Raw genomic sequence first — 19,381 nt, 5'->3', positions numbered from 1 at the left:
CGGCGTCACTTCGCGGGGAAGGGTGCGGTGATGGTGCTCTGGTACTGGATGAAGGCGGCGATGGCGACGGGACCGGTGACGCCGATGGAGCCGACCAGCGCGCCGATCGGCGCCAGCGCACCGGCGCCGATCAGGCATCCCGCCAGCGGGCCCGCGCCGAACAGGGTGGCCAGCGGGCCGGTGAGCGCGGTGCCGGCGACCCCGCCGAGCAGGCAGCCGATCGCACCGGCGCCGACGGCGCCGACGACGGCACCGACCGTCGCGGCCATGGAGACGGTGGAGGTCATCCGCGTCCACGCGGCGACTTCGCGCTCGTACGGGGTCTTCCAGGGGGCGCTGTCCTCGAACGGCAGGGCGACCGGGTTGTAGCGGGCGCGGTCCATGTCCAGGACCGGGGTGAGCCGGGCGGTGTTGCCCTCGATCTCGGCGTCGATGGGGAAGGCGATGTCGTCGTAGTTGAATTCCAGCGGCACTCCGGCCACGACCTGGCCGTCGGCGGAGCGGATCTGGAACTTGCCGTTCTCCACGATCAGCGAGCCGGAATCGATGCTGATGACGGCGGCGGCGCCGTCCTGGTAGGCGCGGTAGTTCACGCCGGGGGCCAGGTCGACGTCCAGGGAGGGGGCGGCCGTCGCGGTGGCGGCGCCTGCCGTGCCCGCGGCGAGGGCGAGCGCGAGTGCGGCGACGGACTTGCGGTACTTCATCTGGGATTTCCTCATCGTTGCAGGGACGAACCACCGGAAAGTGGTCCGGGACAGGAGGTTCGGTCGGTCAGGCGACCGCGGCGGGCACCGCGGCGTCGGCGGCCGCCAGGCCGAAGACCAGGGCGGGCGCGATACCGCCCGCGTAGGCGTGGTCGTAGAGGCCGCCGATGTCGGAACCCACGGCGAACAGGCCGGGCACGAGGCCGCCGGTCGCCGCGCGCACCCGGCCGGTGGCGTCGATGCGGATGCCGTGGAACGGGAAGGTCAGCGCCGGGCGGGTCTCGATCACGTAGTAGGGGCCGCGGTCCAGCGGTGCGGGGTCGTTGGCGCGGCCGGGCCGCACGGCCGCGCCCGCCGCGTTCACCGCACGGATCTGGGCGGCGATCTCGGCGCCGTCGTAGCCCCATTCGGCGGGCAGGTAGGCCAGTTCGTCCAGGTCCTCGGCCAGTCCGCAGCGACCGCCGCGGGTGCGGGTGAGGTCGAACTTGTCCACCGCGACGGCGCCGCGCACGTAGCTGCCGAGCACCCAGTCGCGGTGCACGCGTTCGTCGGCGATCAGCAGGCCGCGTGCCTCGGGCCGGTCCAGCAGCGCCATCGCGGTGAGGTGGTCGCCGCGGGTCTCGTCGGTGAAGCGGCGGTTGGTCAGGTCGAACAGCAGCGCGTGTTCGCTGTAGTAGAGCGAGAGGGCGACGAAATCGCCGGAGTCGCGGAAGTCGACGCCGGTGGGGACCAGGTGGCCGTAGAAGCCGGAGCCCGGGGTGCCGGTGGCCGCGCCGACCGATTCGGCCAGTCGCAGCCCGTCGCCCGCGCTGGTGGGATTCGACCGCAGCGGCATGGCGGCCGCGGCCGGATGGATGTGTGCGCGGACCAGCTCGGGGTCGGCCTGGAAGCCGCCGGTGGCGAGCACGGTGGCACCGGCCTCGATCTCCCGGGTGGCACCGTCGGGCAGCCGGACCGCCGCGCCGGTGACCGCGCCGTCGTGGGTACGCAGCGCGAGCGTCTCGGTACCGGTGAGCAGCGTGCCCGCCGCGCGGACGCGGCGGCGGCACTCCTCGACGTAGCGGTGGGTGTCGAAGCGGTGGCCGCGCCCGTAGCCGAGCACCGGCACCGCCTCGTCCACCTCGACGCCGAGCCCGCGGATCCAGTCGACGCCGTCGGCGAAACCGTCGACCAGCGCGCGGCGCAACTCGGGGTCGCCGCCGGGATTCACCCGGTCCATGACCGCGTGGTCGGGCGCCGTCCACGCGTACCCGGCGAAGAGGGCGGAGCCGCCGACGGTCTCGGCCTTCTCCACGACGACCACCCGCGCGCCGCGGTCCAGTGCCCTGGTCGCCGTGGTGAGTCCGGCCATGCCGGCGCCGATCACGAGGACGTCGGTGTCGATCCGCGACATGCGTGGTGCTCCTGTCTGCCGAAAGCTGTGCCGCGGATCACAGTAGACTTTAATTGAAGTCAGTTCAATACCGGGGCGGAAGAAATCCTCGCCGCGATCGCCGTCGCGGCGGCGCGGCCCTCGGCCACGGCATGCGCGACGCGGCGTGGCACCAGGGCATCGCCGATCACCTGGACGCCGCGGCCGGGCGCGGCGGCGGCCAGCTCGGTCCAGTCGTGCGACCGGCGCTCGCCCACCCGGGCCAGCCGGTCGCAGGTCAGTCGGGTCTCCTCGCCGGAGAGCAGGTTTCGCGTCACGACCACGGTGCGCCCGGCCTCGGTGCCGAACTCGGCGCAGGCCGTCTCCACGAGAATGCGCACCGGCCTGCCGGTCCACCGCGCCCGCAATTGCACGCGGCTCTCGGGCGGGATGCCCGCGACCGCCGCGGGCCCGGGCACCAGCAGCGTCACGCGTCCGGCGCCCGCGGCCAGCGCCGCCTCCACCGCGCCGACGCCCAGCCACCAGCCGAAGCCGTCGTCGACGACCACGACGTGGTCGCCGGGGCGGACGCGTTCGGGCGTGGTGATCAGCGCTGTCGCGCAGTCGGCGTCCCTGGCGGTGGTCTCGCTCGCGCCGACCGCGAGCACCACGTCGTCGAAGGCGGTCAACTCGGCCGCCGTCACCCGGTGGCCCAGTCGCAGCCGCACCCCGTCGAGGTTGCGCCGGTAGTACTCCAGCAGCCTGCCCCACCCGCCACGGTGCGGGGCGCGGGCGGCCGACCGCAGCTGTCCGCCGATCTCGCTGTCGGCCTCGAACAGCGTGACCTCGCCCAGGGGGCCGAGGCGATGGGCGGCCTCGAGTCCGGCCGGTCCCGCCCCGACGACGGCGATGCGGCGGGTCGGGAATGTCGGCAGGCCTAGTACCAGCGGCCGGGCGGGCCTGGCCGGTTCGCCGGGCGGGGCCAGCTCGGGGTTGACCGAGCAGAGCAGGACCGGGGTGAACGAGCGGCAGTCCTCGTTGCAGGACACGCACGGCCGGATGTGCCGGTCCTCGCCGCGCAGCAGCTTCGTCGCGATCGCGGGGTCGGCGATGAAGGGGCGCGCCATCCCGACCAGGTCGGCGCCGGCGGCGAGGGCGGCGGTGAGGTCGGCGCGGTCACGGAAGGCCTGCGAGACGAGCAGCGGCCGGGTGGTGGCCGCCCGCAGCACCGGCAGCGCCGACAGCAGCGGCGGCGCCGTGGTCGCCATGTCGCGGACGTAGGTGGTGCGCACGCCGACGGTCACGTTGACGTAGTCGAACCGGTCCAGCAGCGGCAGCAGCTCGGCGAGCCCGGCCAGATCCAGCCCGGCCTCGCCCGCGCCCTCGAGCGAGACCCGCACTCCGAGCGCGAGGCCGGGGCAGGCGGCGCTCAGGGCGGCGTGCAGGCGGTGCAGAATGCGTGCGCGACCGGCCGCGGTCTCGGCGCCGGCGCGGTGATTGGTGGCGGGGGAGAGGAACTGGGCCAGCAGGTAGCCGTGCGCGGCGTGCAGTTCCACCGCGGCGAAGCCGGCGTCGGCGGCGTGCCGCGCGCTCACGGTGAAGTCGTCCACCAGCCGGTCGATCTCGGGCTCGGTGAGGGTGCGGGCGCGCACCGGCTCGCGCGGGGAACGCACCGGCGAGGGCGCCACCGGGTGTTCCCACAGCTCGGCCCCCAGCGTCTCGCGGCCGAGGTGTACCAGCTGGCAGCAGGCGATCGCGCCTTCCCCGGCGATCGCGGCGGCGCGGCGGCGCAGGCCGGGGACCGCCTCGGGCCGCCACGCCTCGGTGATGTTGCCGGTGCGGTTGCCCGACTCCGGACTGACGACCGTGCCGCCCGCGACGACCATCGCCGCGCCGCCCGCCGCGCAGCGGCGCCAGTAGTCGTCGTCACCCGGCTGGGCGAGTCCGGCGGCCACCGCGCCCGAGCCGTGGGCGGTGGCGACGAGACGGTTGCGCAACCGGAGTGCGCCGAGGGGGAGCGGGCTGGAAAGATCGGGAACCATCGAGGCCTCCTTGAATCGGATTCAATTCACGCTAGTGGCGGGCAAGTGATTGACACCACAGGTCTCGCACCCTAGTTTCAAACTGACATCAGTTCAGTTTGGGTCCGGTTCGCCGCTCCGGGGGCGGGCCGGAGCCGGGCTCGCGGGAAAGACAGATCGCGTATGAAGACGCTCCGAAAGGCGGCTGCCGCCGTCGCCACCCTGGCCACCGTCGCCGTGCTCGCGGCCTGCGGCGGCTCGCCCTCCACCACCGCGCCCGTCGACGGCAGCTGGGACGACGTGGTCGCCGCCGCGCGGCAGGAGGGCAAGGTGCTGCTGTATTCGAGTCAGAAGCCCGCCAACCTCCAGGTGCTGGAGAAGGAGTTCGAGGCGGCCTATCCCGGCATCGATCTGGAATTCGTGCGCGGCACCGACGCCGACCTCAACCCCCGGGTGGAGACCGAGAACCGCACCGGCCGCGGCACCGCCGACGTGCACATGATCACCGACGCGACCTGGATCGCCGGGGCCGCCGAGTCCGGGCGGTACTCCACCGAGCTCATCGGTCCTTCGCTGAGCGCACCGGAATTCCGCACCGACACCACCGTGCTGAACAACCGGTTCGCGCTCACCAGCGCCGCGGTGTTCGCGCTCGGCTGGAACACCACCGCGGTGCCGCAGGGACTGTCCTCGCCGCGCGATCTGCTCGACCCGCGCTTCCAGGGCAAGATCGGCATCGTCAACCCGACCGGCATCGCCTCCTACGTGGACCTGTACCGCCACTACGCGCAGGCTTTCGGCCCCGAGTACTGGGAGCGCCTGGCCGCGCTCAAGCCGCGGATCTACCCGAGCGCACTGGGCGTCGCGCAGGCGCTGACCTCCGGCGAGATCATCGCCACCCCGTCGGTGCAGCCGCTGGTCACCGAGGTCGCGGCCGGCGCGCCGGTCGATTGGAAGCTGCCCGAATCGCCCTGGGGCACACCGTGGTACACCCACGCCCTGAGCGTCGCACCGCACCCCAACGCCGCCCAGGTGCTGGTCGACTTCATGGTCACCCGGGCGGGACAGACCGCACTCAACTCCGGATACGCCGCGGTGCTGCCCGACGTGCCGGGGGCGGTGGCCCGCGCCGAGGACATCAGCATGCCCGACACCGCGGATCTGTCGCCGCAGCTGGTCGGCGAGTACTCCCAGCAGTGGGCCCGGCTCTTCCAGAGCTGATCGCCGGACAGGAGAGGCAACCTCATGGACGAACTCGCCGAGCCGTTGCGCGGCGTGCACGCACTGGTGACCGGCGCCGCGGGCGGGATCGGCGGAGCGAGCGCCGATCTGCTGGTCGCCAAGGGCGCCACGGTGTATCTGACCGATGTCGACGACGCCGCGGGCCGCGACCGGGCCCGCCGCCTCGGTCCGGCCGCGCACTATCGCCACCTCGACGTCACCCTGGAAGCCGACTGGGACGCGGTCGTGTCGGAGATGGCGTGGGCGGGCAACCCGCTGACCGTCCTGGTGAACTGCGCGGGCAGCGCGCTCAAGGCGCCGTTGGCCCGGACCTCGCTCGACCAGTTCCGCCGGATGCTGGACCAGCACCTGGTCGGCACGTTCCTGGCGTTGCGCGCGGCGGCGGGCGGGATGAGCGACGGCGGTTCGGTGATCACCGTGTCATCGGTGCGCGGCGTGCTGGCCACCGCGGAACTCGGCGCCTACGGTGCGGCCAAGTTCGGCGTGCGCGCACTGACCAGGGTGGCGGCGCTCGAACTCGCCGAGCGGGGCATCCGGGTGAACTCGGTGTGCCCGGGCAGCATCGCGACCGACATCACCGAGGGCCCCGGATTCGCCGACGACGACGTGGCGGCGTACGTACGCACGATCCCGATGCTGCGGCGCGGCTCGCCCCGGGAGGTGGCGGCGGTGATCGCGTTCCTCGCCGGTGGCGACAGCGGCTACGTCACCGGCGCCGACATCCTCGTCGACGGCGGCCTCGCCGCCGGTGTCCGAACCCCCCGACTGCAGACTCAGAAGGCGTGAGATGACTTCGCAATTCACCGTTTCCGGGCTCACCAAGACCTACGGGTCCACCCTGGTGGTCGACCACCTCGATCTGGAGATCGCCGAGGGCGAGTTCCTGGTGCTGCTCGGCCCCAGCGGCTGTGGCAAGACCACCACGCTGCGCTGCCTGGCCGGGCTGGAGACCCCGCAGGGCGGGACCATGACGTTCCAGGACCGCACGGTGTTCGACGCGGCCGCGCGGCTGAACGTCCCCGCGCACAAGCGCAACATCGGGATGGTCTTCCAGTCCTATGCGCTGTGGCCGCACATGACGGTGCGGCAGAACATCGCCTACCCGTTGAAGGTGCGCAAGCTCAAGTCGGCGCTGGCGAGCGGCGCGGTCGAGCAGGCCGCGGACATGGTCGACTGCGGCGCGCTGCTCGACCGCTACCCGGCGCAGTTGTCGGGCGGTCAGCAGCAGCGCGTGGCCGTGGCCCGCGGTCTGGTGGCCCGGCCCGATCTGGTGCTGTTCGACGAGCCGCTGAGCAATCTGGACGCCCGCCTGCGCGATCAGGTGCGCACCCAGATCCACCGGCTGCACCGCGAACTCGGTTTCACGGCGGTGTTCGTCACCCACGACCAGGCCGAGGCGTTCGCGCTCGGCGACCGGTTGGCCATCATGAAGGCGGGCCGCATCGAGCAGTACGACACCCCCGAGCGGGTGTTCGAGAACCCGGTCTCGGAGTACGTCGCCGCGTTCATCGGCATGGGCAACCGGCTGGTGCTGCGCCGCGGACACGGCGGCTGGGAGACCGAAGCCGGCGACGCCGTCGATCTCACCCACGCGGTGGTGCGCGGCGCCGCCGACGAGGGCGAGGCGGCGGTGGCGCGGCTGCGCCCCGAGGACCTGATGTTGCACGCCACCGAGGCCGACGTCCCGCTGGGCAACGTGGCGCTGCACGCCAGGCTCACCGGCTACGAATACGGCGGCCGCCACTACGACGTGACCGTCGAGACCGCCGGTGCCGACCTGGCGCTGCGCGCCCCGGCCGCCGAACACGGTTCGGCATTGCGCAACAGCGAACCCGGCGCGCCCGTGCTGGTCAGCTTCTCACCGGCGAGCCTGCGGGTGTTCCCGGGCGACGCGCCGGCCGCCGCTCGTGCCACCGTCGCCGCGGGGGAGGTCCGATGACCGCCACCGTCGTGCGCCCCGAGGCCGCGCCCGCCGAGCCGGCGGGCAACCGCCGCACGTTCGCGCTGCCCGCGCACTGGCGTCCGCGACTGGGGTATGCGGTCCTGCTGGCGGTGCTGGCCTACCTGGTCGTGCTGCCGATGATCCGGTTGCAGTCGCTGGCCTTCGACGACGGCGGGCAGGGCTATCGCAGCCAGTACACCCGCTTCGACATCGGCGAGACGATCCGCACGACGGTCGCGCTGGCGCTGGGCTCCCTGGTGATCGCGATGGTGCTCGGCACCCTGTTGGCCTACGCGGCGAGCAGGTTGCCGGATCGGCTGGGTTTCCTGCGCATCGTGCCGATCCTGCCGATCGTGCTGCCCGCGGTCGCGAACGTGGTCGGCTGGGCCTTCCTGCTCTCGCCCGGACCCGGCTACCTGAACGTGCTGCTGCGCAAGCTGCCGTGGTGGAGCGGAACCGACAGCGGCCCGGTGGATGTGTACACCGTGCCGTGGATCATCGTGCTCACCGGCTTCGGGCTCACCTCGTTCGTGTACCTGTTCGTCAGCGCGGGCATGCAGAACATCGGCGCCGAGCATCTCGAGGCCGCCCAGATCAGCGGGTCCTCGACCACCGGCGTGTTCTTCCGGGTGGTGCTGCCGCTGTTGCGGCCCTCGCTGATCTACGGCGGCGGCATCGCCTTCCTGCTGGGCCTCGGCCAGTTCACCGGGCCGCTGCTGCTCGGCCAGAACTACGGCGTCCAGGTGCTCACCACCGAGATGTACCGCCGGGTCTCCGAATCGCCCGCCGATTTCGCCGCCGCGGCGGCCGCGGGCTCCCCGCTGGTCATCCTCGGCCTGGCCCTGGTCCTGGTGCAGAAGGCGTTGCTGGGCAACCAGACCCGCTTCGTCACCCACGGCGGCAAGGCCTTCGCGCCCGGTGGCGGCAGCTCCCCGTTGGCCGTGCTCGCCCTGGTGGCCTACGCGTTGCTGGCGCTGGTCGTGCCGTTGGTGGGTCTGGTGATCGTCGCGCTGACCCCGTACTGGTCGGGCTCGCTGTCCTGGGAGATCCTCACGCTGGACAACTTCCGCACCCTCGCCGCCGACGCGGCCATCGTGGAATCGGTGGTCACCAGCGTGACGACCTCGCTGGGCGCCGTGCTGATCTGCGTGCCGATCGGCTATCTCATGGCGACCCTGCTGGTCCGCGGCAGGCGCTACCGCGTGCTCGCGATGATCGGCGACCTGATCACCTCGCTGCCGCTGGGCATCCCGGCGGTGATCTTCGGCGTCGGGTTCCTGCTCACCTACACCGAGCCGCCGCTGATCCTCTACGGCACCAGGACGGTGATCATCCTGGTCTACGTGGTGCTGATGCTGCCGTTCGCCACCCGCATGCAGATGACGGCGATGCTCGCGCTCGGCGACACCTACGGCGAGGCCTCGGCGACCAGCGGCGCCTCCCCGGTCGTCACCACCGTCCGGGTGATGCTGCCACTGATGCGTCCGACCATCCTCAGCGCGGTGGCTCTGATGTTCATCCTGCTGACCCACGAGTTCGCCGCCTCGCTGCTGGTGCGGGCCTCAACCACCCAGGTGATGGGCACGCTGCTGTTCGACCTGTGGCAGAACGGCTCCTACCCGCTGGTGGCCGCGATGGCGCTGCTGATGACCGCGGTGACCACCGTGGGTGTCGCGGCGGCGATGGCGGTGGGTGGACGCAATGTGCTCAGCAAGCTCTGATCCGGCAAAACATCCTGGCGGAAAGGCGAATTCGATGGCACCGGGAGCGGACCGACTCCGGGACAAGACCGTGCTGGTGACCGGGGCGAGTGGCGGGATCGGGGTGGAGATCGTGCGCAGGCTCGCGGCCGAGGGCGCCGTGGTGATCGCCACCGACGCCACCGCCGCCACGACCGCGGCCTGCGCCGAGCTGCTGGCCGGGCTGACCGAGCCCGACCGGCACCTGGCCCTGCGGCTCGACGTGTCCGACGAACAGGACTGGCGCTCGGCGACCGAGACTGTCGAAGCCCGCTTCGGCGGGCTCGACGCCCTCGTCAACAACGGCGCGATCGGCAGCATCGCCACGGTGGTGGACGAGGAGCTGGACCGGTTCCAGCGCGTGGTCGAGGTCGGTCAGCTCGGCACCTGGCTGGGCATGAAGCACGCCGGTGCGCTCGTCGAGCGCAGCGGCGGTGGTTCGATCGTGAACATGTGCTCGATCCTGGGCACCATCGGCGGGATGGGCAACAGCGTGGCCTACGCGGCCGCCAAGGGCGCGGTGCGGACGATGACGAAGAACGCCGCGCTGCACTGGGCGCGGCGGGGCGTGCGGGTGAACTCCATCCATCCCGGTTTCATCGGCACCGCCCAGCTGTTGGAGCGCTACGCGGGCAGCGAGCGGCACGCGGCGATGCTGGCGGGCACCCCGATGGGCAGGCTGGGCAGGGCCGAGGAGGTCGCCGCCGCGGTGGCCTTCCTGGCCGGCGACGACGCCACCTACCTGACCGGCGCCGAACTGTACGTCGACGGCGGGTGGACCTGCGCCTGAACCGGCCGGAACAGCTCGACGCCGTCCCGTGGCTCGCGGCGGACCACGCCGCGGGCCACGAGCACGTCCAGGTGCGCCATGGTCTCGCAGACGGCGATCATGCGGTTGAAGGTGTCCAGTTCGGTGAAGCGGCGACCCCGCCTGGTCCAGGTGAGGCCGCGGGCGACCGCGAAACCAGTGGCGGGACCGAGATCGGCCAGCACCGCAGCGATCTCGGTGAAGCGCTGCTCGTGGTGGGCGAGCAGATCGGCCGCGCGAGCGCCCGCGCTCCCACCGGTCGGGCCGTGCGCGGGCAGCATGATCGCCGTGGCATCCGCGCACGCCCGCAGCGAGTCGAGAAAGCGGCCGAGGGGCAGGTCCCACTCGCCGAGTTCGAAGCCGATCGAGGGCGTGATGGTGGGCAGCAGATGGTCGCCGGTGTAGAGCAGGCCCCGGCGTCGATCGTGGAAGACCAGGTGGCCCTTGGTGTGTCCCGGGGTGGCCAGCACACGCAGGTCGTGACCGGCCAGCGGCAACGGTCCGGGCCGCAGCCAGTGGTCGGGCGCCGCCCAATCGGCACGATCGAAGGGCTCGGCGGCCGTGGCGGCGTACGCGGCGGCGGCCAGTTCCGGCGCTCCCGCGCGGCGCAGTTCGCGCAGCGAACTCTCCGGCACGTTGCTGCCCAGCGCCCGCACCGCGGCCAGCCCGGGTGCCTCGTCGGCGCCGAGATGGACGCGGGTGCCGTACCGCCGCCGCAGCTCCAGCGCGAAGGTGTAGTGGTCGCGGTGGATGTGGGTGACGAAGACGTCGTGGATCTCGGCAGGGCGGCGGCCGATCCGAGCCAACCCGGCGGCGAGTTCGGTGTGGGTGTGCGGGCGGTGCCAGCCGCCGTCGATCAAGGCCAGGCCCGCGTCGGTCTCCAGCACATAGACGTTCACCGCGCGCAGGCCGTCCTGCGGGAGGGTGAGCGGCACCCGATGCACCCCGTCGGCGACGGGGTGGCAACCGGGTTCGGTCCACTCGCCGCTCATGCGGGGCCACCGGCCAGGGGCACCATCGTGCGCTCCTCCCCGAACCAGATCATCCGGCGGCCCCGCATCGCGCCCACGTGCTCGACGGCCGCCCGCCACTGCGGGCTGGCCAGTGCCGCGTCGAGCGCCTCCCGGGACTCGAAACTCAGGACGGACAGGCCGTCCCACCCCGCCGAGCGTTCGTCGCCGCTGTCCAGGATCTCGGTGTGCTGCCAGCGCACCAGGCCGGGCAGCGGATAGGTCACCTCGGCGTGCTCGCCGCGCCACCAGTCGATGAACTGCTCGTGGGTCCAATCGCCGGGGCGGGCCGCCAGCACGATCAGGTTGTACATCGGAGTCTCCTAATTGAATTCTGTTCTGTTTGGCGGGGTGGAAGAAAGGCCGTCCCGCGGGACGGCCTCGGTGTTACTTCGCGGCGACGCGGACCGCCGCCTCGCGCACGGTCTCGATGATCTGGTCCAGGGTGAGCGGACCGTCCGGGCGATACCAGCGCCACACGCTGACGATCATGCCCAGCACCAACCGGCCGAGCGTGCGCGGATCGTCGTCGACGAACACGCCCGCCTCGATCCCGCGGGCGATCAGCGCGGTCCAGCGCGACTCGATCTCCTGCACCAGCTCGCGCGAGCGCAGCCGCTCGGCCTCCTCCTTCTCCGACTGGCGTTCCCCGGCCAGCAGATCCATGTGGTTCTGCAGGATCCGGCGCTGCAACGCGTCGCTCGGGGTGGCCGCCAGCGCGCCGCTCACCGCCGCGCGCAGTGCCTCGGCCGGATCCTCGATCTCGGCGGTGGTGGCGTCGAACCGGGCCACCGAGTCGGCCAGTTCGAGCCGCATGATGGTGAGCAGGCAGTGCGCCTTGGATTCGAAGTAGTGGTACAGGGCGGTCTGGCCGATGCCGACCTCGTCGGCGATCGAGGCCCACTTGGTGTGCTCGTAGCCGGTACGCCCGAACTGCTCGATCGCGACCGCGAGGATGGTGGCCCGCTTCGAACGCGGACTCTCACGGCGTTTCTCGGTGTCGACGGTCATCAGCCAATGCCCCCAGGCGCTTGTTGTCGTAAATGAAGGAACTCTACCGCACCTGAGATGAACTCGGGTCGAGTGTCGCCAGCTGCGTGGCCAGGCGCACGGCGTCCGGCCGGGACAGCTTGCCGACCCGATTCTGCGGCAGGTCGGGCACGGTGAAGACGTATTCCGGCCACTTCGCCTTGGGAACGCCCGCGACCGCCAGCCGCTCGGTCACCTCGGCCAGGGTCAGCGGCGCGCCGCCTGTCACGATCAGCGCGGCGGCGCGTTCACCCAACAGGTCGTCGGGCACCGGCACCACACACACCTGCACCACGCCCGGCAGCGCGGCCAGGGCCGCCTCCATCTCGTTGATGTCGATGTTGCGCCCGCCCCGGATGATGATCTGCTTCTGGCGGCCCATCACCCGGATCGATCCGTCCGCCGCCACCTCCACCAGGTCACCGGTCGGCAGGAAGCCGTCCGGGGTGAGCTCCGGCGGCACCGGAACGCCGTGGCGAGCATAGCCGACGAACAAGGACGGCCCCTTCACCTGGGCGTCGCCGATCTCGCCCGGCGGCAAGGGGTTTCCGTCCCCGCCGACGGCGCGCACCACCGTACCGGGAAAGGGGCGTCCGTCGCGGCCCAGCCGGATCGCGGGCGGGTCGTCGGGACGCGGGGTGGTGTGGCCGAGGCACTCCGACATGCCGAACACCCGCAGGAACGTGGTGCCCAGCACGGACTCCGCCTCGGCGAGGGCGCGCTCGTTCATCGGACCGCCGCCCACCGTCATGGCCCGCAGCGCGCCGAGCTTGCCCGCGGCGTCGTCGACCACCGACAGTTGCAGCGCCATCGTGGGCACCAGCATGGTCCAGGCGACCCGGAGCTCGTGCATGGCGGCCAACGCCGCGGCCGGCGACCAGCGCCCGACGCAGACCATGTGCCCGCCCAGATGCGCCGGCAGATACAGGCCGAAACAGAAGGCCGCGACGCTGGACAGCGGCACGAACGCGCCGACGCCCTCGCCCGCACGCAGGCCGACCGCCTCGATGGTGCGGTCGCAGGCATAGCGGATGGCCTCCTCGGACTGCACCACGCACTTCGGCCTGCCGGTGGACCCGGAGGTCATCGCGATCGCCGCGCCGCCGCGCCAGCGGGTCACGTCACCGAAGCCGGGCTTGGCGCGGACCGACACGGTGTCGAAACCGGGTGCCCCGACCGGGAACCCGGATTCCGGGACCGCCCAGTGCGCCAGCGTAGCCACGTCGCCCACGACGACGTCCGGGTCGATGTCCTCGACGGCCAACCGGAATTCGGCGGCGCTGGCGTGTGGGCTGAACACCGCGACGACACCGCCGCGCAGACCGACGGCCAGCGCCGCCGCCACGGTGCGCCAGGTGTTGTCCGCCTGCACCAGCACGGTCGGCGCGCGGGTGTCGATCTCGGCCAGCCGGGACGCCAGTTCCTCGGCGGCGGTGACGATCTCGGCGAGGGTGTGCGCACCGTGCTCGTCGACCACCGCGAGCGTGCCGGGCGCCTGCCTGCACCGCTCGATCAGTTCCTTCGCCAGTACCTTCATCGTCGGTTCCTCGTGCTCGATGGGGACAGTCCGGGTGGGATCAGCACCGCGCGCCCGGTGATCGTGCCCGCGCGCAACGCGCGATAGACCGCGGGCGCCTCGGCCAACGGGAAGGTGGCCGTGGTGCTGTGCAGCGCGCCGCGGCGGGCGGCGTCGAGCACCGCGGCCAGGTCGGCGCGGGTGGCCCAGAACGGTGCGGCCACCCGCCAGCCGGCGGCCAGCCCGAGATCCTTGCCGACCTCGACCCGCCCGCCCGCGCTGCCGACCTGCACCAGCCGTCCGCCGGGCGCGAGCGTGCGTGCGGCCGGGGCGACCGTGGCGGGCGCACCCGCGAAGTCCAGGACCAGGTCGGCACCGCCCGCCGCGGCGAGCTCGGCCGCCGCGGACTCGACGTCCGGGAGCGCGATGCGCGCGCCAAGCCGCACCGCGAGATCGCGCGCCTCGGCGCGTTCGTCGACCGCCACGATCGCGCGGACGCCGAGATCACGCAGCACCTGCACGGCGAGATGGCCGAGCCCGCCGATCCCGATCACCAGGACGACGGTGTCCGCATCGATCAGGTCGAGGTGTTCCCGGATCGCGTGGTAGGCGGTGGCCCCGGCGTCGGCCAGGGGCGCCGCCGCGACCGGATCGACTCCGTGCGCGCGGACCAGGAAGCGGGTGGACGGAACCAGCATGGCCTCGGCAAGGCCGCCGTGGTGTCCCAGGCCGTTGCCCAGCGGGGCCAGCCTGCCGTCCGGGCGGCGGCGGGTGGCCAGGCAGTAGTTCTCCCGCTCGCGCCGGCAGTTGCGGCAGTCCCCGCAGCTCCACACCCCGTGCACCACCACCGGTTCGCCGAGCCAGCCGGGGTCGGCTTCGGGGCCGACCTCCGCGACCGTGCCCGCCACCTCGTGGCCGAGGGTCAGCGGCAGCGGATAGTCGAACACACCGGCGGGGGAGTCCATGACGTGCAGGTCCGAGCGGCACAGCCCGGCCGCCGCGACCCGCACCAGCACCTGTTCGCCGCGCGGACGCGGCATCGGGACGTCCCGGACCTCCGGTTCGGCGCCCCACGCGGTGAGTTGCACGGCGAGCATCAGCGGGCCGTCCAGCCGCCGTCGACGACCAGGGTCTGGCCGGTCACGTACGAGGAGGCGTCCGAGGCCAGGAACAGCACCGCCCCGTCGACCTCGCCGGGTGCGCCGCCGCGGCCGAGCATGGTGTTGCGCCGTACCCAGCCCGCGGACTTCTCGTTGTCGAACAGTCCGTCGGTCATCTCGGTATCGAACCAGCCCGGCACGACGGCGTTCACCCGGATCCCCCGCCTGCCCCACTGACCGGCCAGCTCACGGGTCAGCCCGAGGGTGCCCGCCTTGGAGGCGGCGTAGCTGGCCCCGCCGATCGGCGCGGTGGAGACCAGCCCGACCACCGAGGCGATGTTGATGTAGGAGGCGCGCTCGCCCGCGGGCAGCCGGGTGGCGGCGTAGGTGGCCAGGTGGAAGCCGGCCAGCAGGTTCACCTCGAGGATGGCGGCGAACCCGGCGGCGGTCTCCTCCTCGGCGTGCGGCGGGCCGGGGCGGCCCGCGTTGTTGACCAGGACGTCGAGGCGGCCGTGCTCGGCATGGCAGCGATCGACCAGGGCCCGGCGGTCGGCGTCGGCGGTGACGTCGCAGCGCACCGGCACGATCCGCGGGTTCTCCGCGGCGAGCGCGTCGAGCCGGTCGAGGCGGCGGGCGGCGGCGTAGACGGTCGCGCCCGCGCCGGCGAGCGTGCGGGCGAAGCCGAGGCCGAGACCCGAGGAGGCGCCGGTGACCACCGCGACGCGCCCGTGCAGTCCGAACATGGTGTCCAGGAAGGCTGATTCGCTCATCGTCGCCCCACCTCAGTACACCGCGGTGCGGCCGCCGTCGACCGGGATGAGCGCGCCGGTGGTGTAGCCGGCGGCGTCGGAGGCCAGGTGCACCACGATGCCCGCGATCTCCTCGGGCCTGCCCAGCCTGCCCGCGGGAAGCCGGTCGACGATCTTGCCGACGAACTCCTCGTCCCAGTGCTCGGCCATGTCGGTGGCGAAACCACCGGGCATCACGCAGTTCACCCGCACCGTCGGCGCGTACTCCTGGGCGAAGGCGCGGGTCAAGGCGTTGAGCCCGTTCTTGGCCGCGGCATACATCGCCTCCGGCGGGCTGGGCCGCTCCGCGCCGATGCTGGAGATGTTGACGATCGACCCGCCGCCCGCGGCCGCCATCCGCGCGCCCGCCACCGCCATCAACCGGAACGGGCCCTTGAGGTTCACCTCGAGGGTCTTGTCCCACAGGCCCTCGCCGACCGCGGCCAGGTTCGGGGCGAGCGGGGCGATGCCCGCGTTGTTGACCACGATGTCGAGGCTGCCGAACTCGGCGATGATCGCGTCGACGGCGGGTTCGATGGTGTCCCACTGCCCGACGTGCAGCGCCAGCGGATGGGCCGCGCCGGTGGGGATGTCGGCCAGCGTGGCCACGGCCCGTTCGCAGGAATCGAGTTTGCGGCTGGAGACGATCACGGTGGCGCCCGCCTGCTTGAGGCCGCGGGCGATGGCCAGGCCGAGCCCGCGGCTGGCGCCGGTGACGAGGGCGACCCTGCCCGTCAGATCGGTGTTCATCGGTACTTCTTCACCTCGAGACGCGCCATGGTGCGCAGATGGACTTCGTTGGGACCGTCGGCGATCTGCAGTGCCCGGGTGACGGCGTGCATGCGGGCCAGCACCGTGTCGTCGCTGACCCCGGCCGCGCCGAAGGTCTGCACCGCGCGATCGACCACCCGGTGCGCCACCTCCATCGCGGCGACCTTGATGGCGGCGACCTCGGCGCGGGCGGCCGCGTTGCCCTTGGTGTCCATCAGCCAGGCCGACTGCAACACCAGCAGGCGGATCTGATCGATCTCCATGCGGCTGCGCGCGATCCACTCGCGCACCACGCCGCGCTCGGCCAGCGGCTGCCCGAACGCGACCCGTTCGAGCGAGCGGCGGCACATGAGTTCCAGTGCCCGCTCGGCCATGCCGACGGCGCGCATGGCGTAGTGCATGCGGCCGGGCCCGAGCCTGCCCTGCGCGATGGCGAACCCGTCGCCCTCCCGGCCGAGCATGTTCTCCGCCGGGACGCGCACGTCGGTGAACTGCACCTCGCCGTGGCCGAGGCGGTCGTGGTAGCCGAACATGGGCAGGTCGCGCAGCACCTCGATGCCGGGGGTGTCGGCGGGCACCAGGATCATGCTCTGCTGACGGTAGGTGGGTGCGTCCGGATCGGATTTGCCCATGAAGATCAGCAGTTTGCAGTCCGGATCGAGGATGCCGGAGATGTACCACTTGCGGCCGTTGAGCACGTAGTGGTCGCCGTCGCGGCGGATGGTGGCGCCGATGTTGGTGGCGTCGGAGCTGGCGACCGCGGGCTCGGTCATCGCGAACGCCGAGCGGATGCTGCAGTCCAGCAACGGTTTCAGCCACTGCTCGCGCTGCGCCTCGGTGCCGTAGAGCGCCAGGATCTCCATGTTGCCGGTGTCGGGCGCCGAGCAGTTGAACACCTCGTTGCCGATCAGCGAGCGGCCCATCACCTCGGCCAGCGGGGCGTATTCCAGGTTGGTCAGCCCGGCGCCGTGCCCGCCGTGGGTCATGAAGAGATTCCACAGGCCCTCGGCCCGGGCCTCGGCCTGTAGTTCCCGCATGATCGGCGGCTGGGCGTGCGGGTCGCGCTGGGCGGCGAGTTGCTCGTCGTAGACCCGCTCGGCGGGGTAGACGTGGGTGTCCATGAACAGCTCGAGTTTGTCGAGCAGATCGTCGGTGCGGGCGGAGTACGAGAAATCCACGGGGTGGCTCCTGAGGGAGGGAGAGGTCAGCGCGCGAGCAGCGCGGTGCCGGTCTCGATGAGACGGTCGATGGTGGCGGGCAGTTTCTCCTGGTCGGGGTCGTGATGCCTGCCCTCGCGGTGCCTGCGCAGGTTGTGCCCCATGATCGCGGCCATCTTGAGCCTGCCCAGCGCGTCGAACCAGGTGAGTTCGCCCGGCAGGCAACGACTTTCGCGATAGATCGCGACCAGTTCGGCGGCCGTCGGCAGGCCGGGCACCGTGCGGCCGACGCCGGGGAAGCAGTCGCCGTCGGTGAACACGCCGAACCAGCCCAGCTCCACCCGCGGATCACCGACGCTCCAGATCTCCCAGTCGATCAGTGCGGCGGGCTCGGTGCCCGCGCAGAGGATGTTGCCGAGGCGATAGTCGCCGTGCACCAGGGTGGGTGCGGCGGGGGCGGGGATGTCGCGGGCGAGCAGGTCGAGCAGCCGGGCCCCGCCCGCGACCAGCTCCGGCGGCACCGCGTCCAGGGTGCGGGCCCAGCGGGCCAGTTCGTCGGCGGGGGACAGCGGTGGTTCCGCGCCGGGCAGCGTGGCCGGATCCACCGCGTGCAGCAGCGGCAGCACCGCGGCGGCGCGCCGCATCCTGGCCGCGGCCAGCGCGGGCGCCACCGGCGGGTCGTCCAGCACCGGTTCCAGCGACTCGCCCGCGACCAGTTCCATCGCGAACCAGGCGGGTTCGGCGCTGTCCTCGGCGACGATGCGCGGCACCGGCACCGGGGTGTCCGCGAGTGCCCGCATGATCGCGGCCTGGCGCGGCATGTCGTGCCTGCCGAGGGGTTTGCGGCCCGGGGGCACCGCTTTCACGACGTAGCCGGCGCGGTCGGTGCGTACCCGGTAGGTCAGGCCGGAGTGCCCGCCGAGCAGCGGCTCGAATTCGGTGAGGGTCTCGCCGAACTCGGTGCGCAGTCGGGCGGCGACCCGGGGTGCGACGGTGCCGGTCACAGTCGTGGCTCCTTGGGCAGGCCGAGCACCCGCTCGGCGATGATGTTGTGCTGGATCTCGTCGGTGCCGCCCGCGATCCGGTAGCCGGGCGCGCCCAGCACGTGCTCGGTCCAGGCGAAGTGCCCCCAGCGGCCGGAGTCGGCGCCCAGATCGCGGCCGAGCAGCAGGCGGACCACCTCCGAGGTGCGGGCCATCGTGTCGGTGGCCAGCAGCTTGCCGATAGAAGCCTCGGGTCCGGGATCCTTGCCCGCGACGACGGCGGCGGCGACCCGCATGGCGGCCACCCGCTGGACATAGCTGCGGGTGACCAGATCGGCGACGCGGTCGCGCTCGAGGTCGGTCAGCGCGCGCCCGAGGTGCCCGGCCAGCGCCACGGCACGGTCGGCGTTGGCCAGACCCAGGTGCGCGCCGTCGAGGCGTTCGGCGGCCAGCACCGTCAATGCCACCGGCCAGCCCTTGCCGACCGGCCCGAGCCGGTACTCGTCGGGGAGGCGCACGTCGTCGAGGTAGACCTCGTTGAACGAGGAGCCGCCGGTCATCTGGCGGATCGGGCGCACGGTGACGCCGGGCGTGTCCATCGGTACCAGGAACACCGTGAGGCCCGCGTGCTTGGGCGCGGCCGGATCGGTGCGGCAGACCGCCACACCGAGATCGGCGACGCGGGCGCCGGAGGTCCACACCTTGTGGCCGTCCAGCCGCCAGCCGCCGTCCTCGGTGCGCACCGCGCGGGTGCGCACCGCAGCCAGGTCGGAACCGGCCTCGGTCTCCGAGAAGAGCTGGCAGGCGATGAGATCGGTGCGCAGCATCGCGCGCACCCACCGCTCGCGCTGCGTCTCGGTGCCCCACTGGGCGACCGTGGGTGCGACGAGTTGCTGTGTCACCGAGAACATCTCGGTGCGCCGGGGCACCGCGAACTCCTCCTCGACGCGGCGGAAGGCCAGCACATAGGACATGGGCAGCCCGCGCCCGCCGTAATCGGCGGGCCAGTCCAGCGCGCCCCAGCCGGCGTCGAACTTGGCTTGTTCGTAGGCGCGGATCTCGTCGGTGTGGGCGCGCTCCTGCTCGGCGGTCCAGTTCTCGAACACCGCCACCGAATCCGAGCCCTCGCCCCACGCCGCCGCGGTGCGCGGCGGCGCCATCCCGGCCAGCCAGGCGCGCGCCTGCTCGGTGAACTGCCCGAGGTCGGGCAGCGTTCTGGT

At 72.5% G+C, this 19,381-nt stretch carries 18 protein-coding genes; 5 read left to right on the top strand and 13 right to left on the bottom strand.

Features of this window, described 5'->3' with window-relative positions:
• Nucleotides 1–5: 5 nt before the first annotated feature.
• From AMO33_RS08970 to AMO33_RS08960, 3 genes are all read right to left on the bottom strand, one after another.
• Nucleotides 6–704, bottom strand: coding sequence for a hypothetical protein (locus AMO33_RS08970; RefSeq protein WP_011208785.1), 699 nt, complete (start codon nt 702–704; stop codon nt 6–8).
• 67 nt (nt 705–771) lie between these two features.
• The gene (locus AMO33_RS08965) at nt 772–2,097 is read right to left on the bottom strand and encodes an FAD-dependent oxidoreductase (RefSeq protein ID WP_060591935.1); all 1,326 of its coding nucleotides are present in this window, start codon (nt 2,095–2,097) and stop codon (nt 772–774) included.
• Between the two features lie 59 nt (nt 2,098–2,156).
• Entirely contained in the window at nt 2,157–4,097 is a 1,941-nt protein-coding gene (locus tag AMO33_RS08960; RefSeq protein ID WP_060591933.1) for an oxidoreductase, read from the bottom strand.
• Nucleotides 4,098–4,259: 162 nt separating this feature from the next.
• On the opposite strand from AMO33_RS08960, the gene AMO33_RS08955 reads away from it, so the two are divergent.
• Genes AMO33_RS08955 through AMO33_RS08935 form a run of 5 tightly spaced genes read left to right on the top strand, consistent with a single transcriptional unit; the run spans nt 4,260 to nt 9,789 of the window.
• Entirely contained in the window at nt 4,260–5,297 is a 1,038-nt protein-coding gene (locus AMO33_RS08955; protein ID WP_060591931.1) for an ABC transporter substrate-binding protein, read from the top strand.
• Between the two features lie 24 nt (nt 5,298–5,321).
• Nucleotides 5,322–6,104, top strand: coding sequence for an SDR family NAD(P)-dependent oxidoreductase (locus tag AMO33_RS08950; RefSeq protein WP_011208789.1), 783 nt, complete (start codon nt 5,322–5,324; stop codon nt 6,102–6,104).
• A 1-nt stretch (nt 6,105) separates the two neighbouring features.
• Nucleotides 6,106–7,257: an ABC transporter ATP-binding protein gene (locus AMO33_RS08945; RefSeq protein WP_060591929.1), complete on the top strand. Its 1,152-nt coding sequence runs from the start codon at nt 6,106–6,108 to the stop codon at nt 7,255–7,257.
• Nucleotides 7,254–8,981 carry an ABC transporter permease gene (locus AMO33_RS08940; RefSeq protein ID WP_060591926.1) on the top strand — a complete coding sequence of 576 codons (1,728 nt, stop codon included), beginning with the start codon at nt 7,254–7,256 and terminating at the stop codon, nt 8,979–8,981. Before AMO33_RS08945 ends, AMO33_RS08940 begins: the two co-directional genes overlap by 4 nt.
• A 34-nt stretch (nt 8,982–9,015) precedes the next feature.
• Nucleotides 9,016–9,789 (top strand): SDR family NAD(P)-dependent oxidoreductase, encoded by a 774-nt coding sequence (locus tag AMO33_RS08935; protein WP_060591924.1) that lies wholly within the window; start codon nt 9,016–9,018, stop codon nt 9,787–9,789.
• On the opposite strand, the gene AMO33_RS08930 is transcribed toward AMO33_RS08935, so the two are convergent.
• The 10 genes from AMO33_RS08930 to AMO33_RS08885 form a co-directional block, all read right to left on the bottom strand.
• Nucleotides 9,738–10,799, bottom strand: coding sequence for an MBL fold metallo-hydrolase (locus AMO33_RS08930; protein WP_060591922.1), 1,062 nt, complete (start codon nt 10,797–10,799; stop codon nt 9,738–9,740). The two genes, AMO33_RS08935 and AMO33_RS08930, sit on opposite strands and share 52 nt — an antisense overlap.
• Nucleotides 10,796–11,131 carry an EthD family reductase gene (locus tag AMO33_RS08925; RefSeq protein WP_060591920.1) on the bottom strand — a complete coding sequence of 112 codons (336 nt, stop codon included), beginning with the start codon at nt 11,129–11,131 and terminating at the stop codon, nt 10,796–10,798. Before AMO33_RS08925 ends, AMO33_RS08930 begins: the two co-directional genes overlap by 4 nt.
• A gap of 73 nt (nt 11,132–11,204) precedes the next feature.
• Nucleotides 11,205–11,828, bottom strand: a complete 624-nt coding sequence (locus AMO33_RS08920; RefSeq protein WP_011208795.1) for a TetR/AcrR family transcriptional regulator — start codon at nt 11,826–11,828, stop codon at nt 11,205–11,207.
• A gap of 43 nt (nt 11,829–11,871) precedes the next feature.
• Complete coding sequence (locus tag AMO33_RS08915) at nt 11,872–13,383, bottom strand: class I adenylate-forming enzyme family protein (protein WP_060591918.1); 1,512 nt, start codon at nt 13,381–13,383, stop codon at nt 11,872–11,874.
• Nucleotides 13,380–14,459, bottom strand: a complete 1,080-nt coding sequence (locus AMO33_RS08910; RefSeq protein WP_060591917.1) for an NAD(P)-dependent alcohol dehydrogenase — start codon at nt 14,457–14,459, stop codon at nt 13,380–13,382. Before AMO33_RS08910 ends, AMO33_RS08915 begins: the two co-directional genes overlap by 4 nt.
• Nucleotides 14,459–15,232, bottom strand: coding sequence for an SDR family NAD(P)-dependent oxidoreductase (locus tag AMO33_RS08905; RefSeq protein WP_011208798.1), 774 nt, complete (start codon nt 15,230–15,232; stop codon nt 14,459–14,461). The genes AMO33_RS08910 and AMO33_RS08905 overlap by 1 nt, the downstream gene beginning before the upstream one ends.
• Nucleotides 15,233–15,244: 12 nt before the next feature.
• Nucleotides 15,245–16,000, bottom strand: coding sequence for an SDR family NAD(P)-dependent oxidoreductase (locus tag AMO33_RS08900; protein WP_060591915.1), 756 nt, complete (start codon nt 15,998–16,000; stop codon nt 15,245–15,247).
• Complete coding sequence (locus AMO33_RS08895) at nt 15,997–17,199, bottom strand: acyl-CoA dehydrogenase family protein (protein WP_011208800.1); 1,203 nt, start codon at nt 17,197–17,199, stop codon at nt 15,997–15,999. The genes AMO33_RS08900 and AMO33_RS08895 overlap by 4 nt, the downstream gene beginning before the upstream one ends.
• Before the next feature lie 26 nt (nt 17,200–17,225).
• Entirely contained in the window at nt 17,226–18,182 is a 957-nt protein-coding gene (locus AMO33_RS08890) for a phosphotransferase family protein (RefSeq protein WP_060591913.1), read from the bottom strand.
• Entirely contained in the window at nt 18,179–19,321 is a 1,143-nt protein-coding gene (locus AMO33_RS08885) for an acyl-CoA dehydrogenase family protein (protein WP_373457334.1), read from the bottom strand. Before AMO33_RS08885 ends, AMO33_RS08890 begins: the two co-directional genes overlap by 4 nt.
• Nucleotides 19,322–19,381: the final 60 nt, after the last annotated feature.

Source organism: Nocardia farcinica, from assembly GCF_001182745.1.
GTDB lineage: Bacteria > Actinomycetota > Actinomycetes > Mycobacteriales > Mycobacteriaceae > Nocardia > Nocardia farcinica.
Note: the sequence above shows the minus strand (reverse complement) of the source record. Positions and strands in the feature narration are given on the sequence as shown.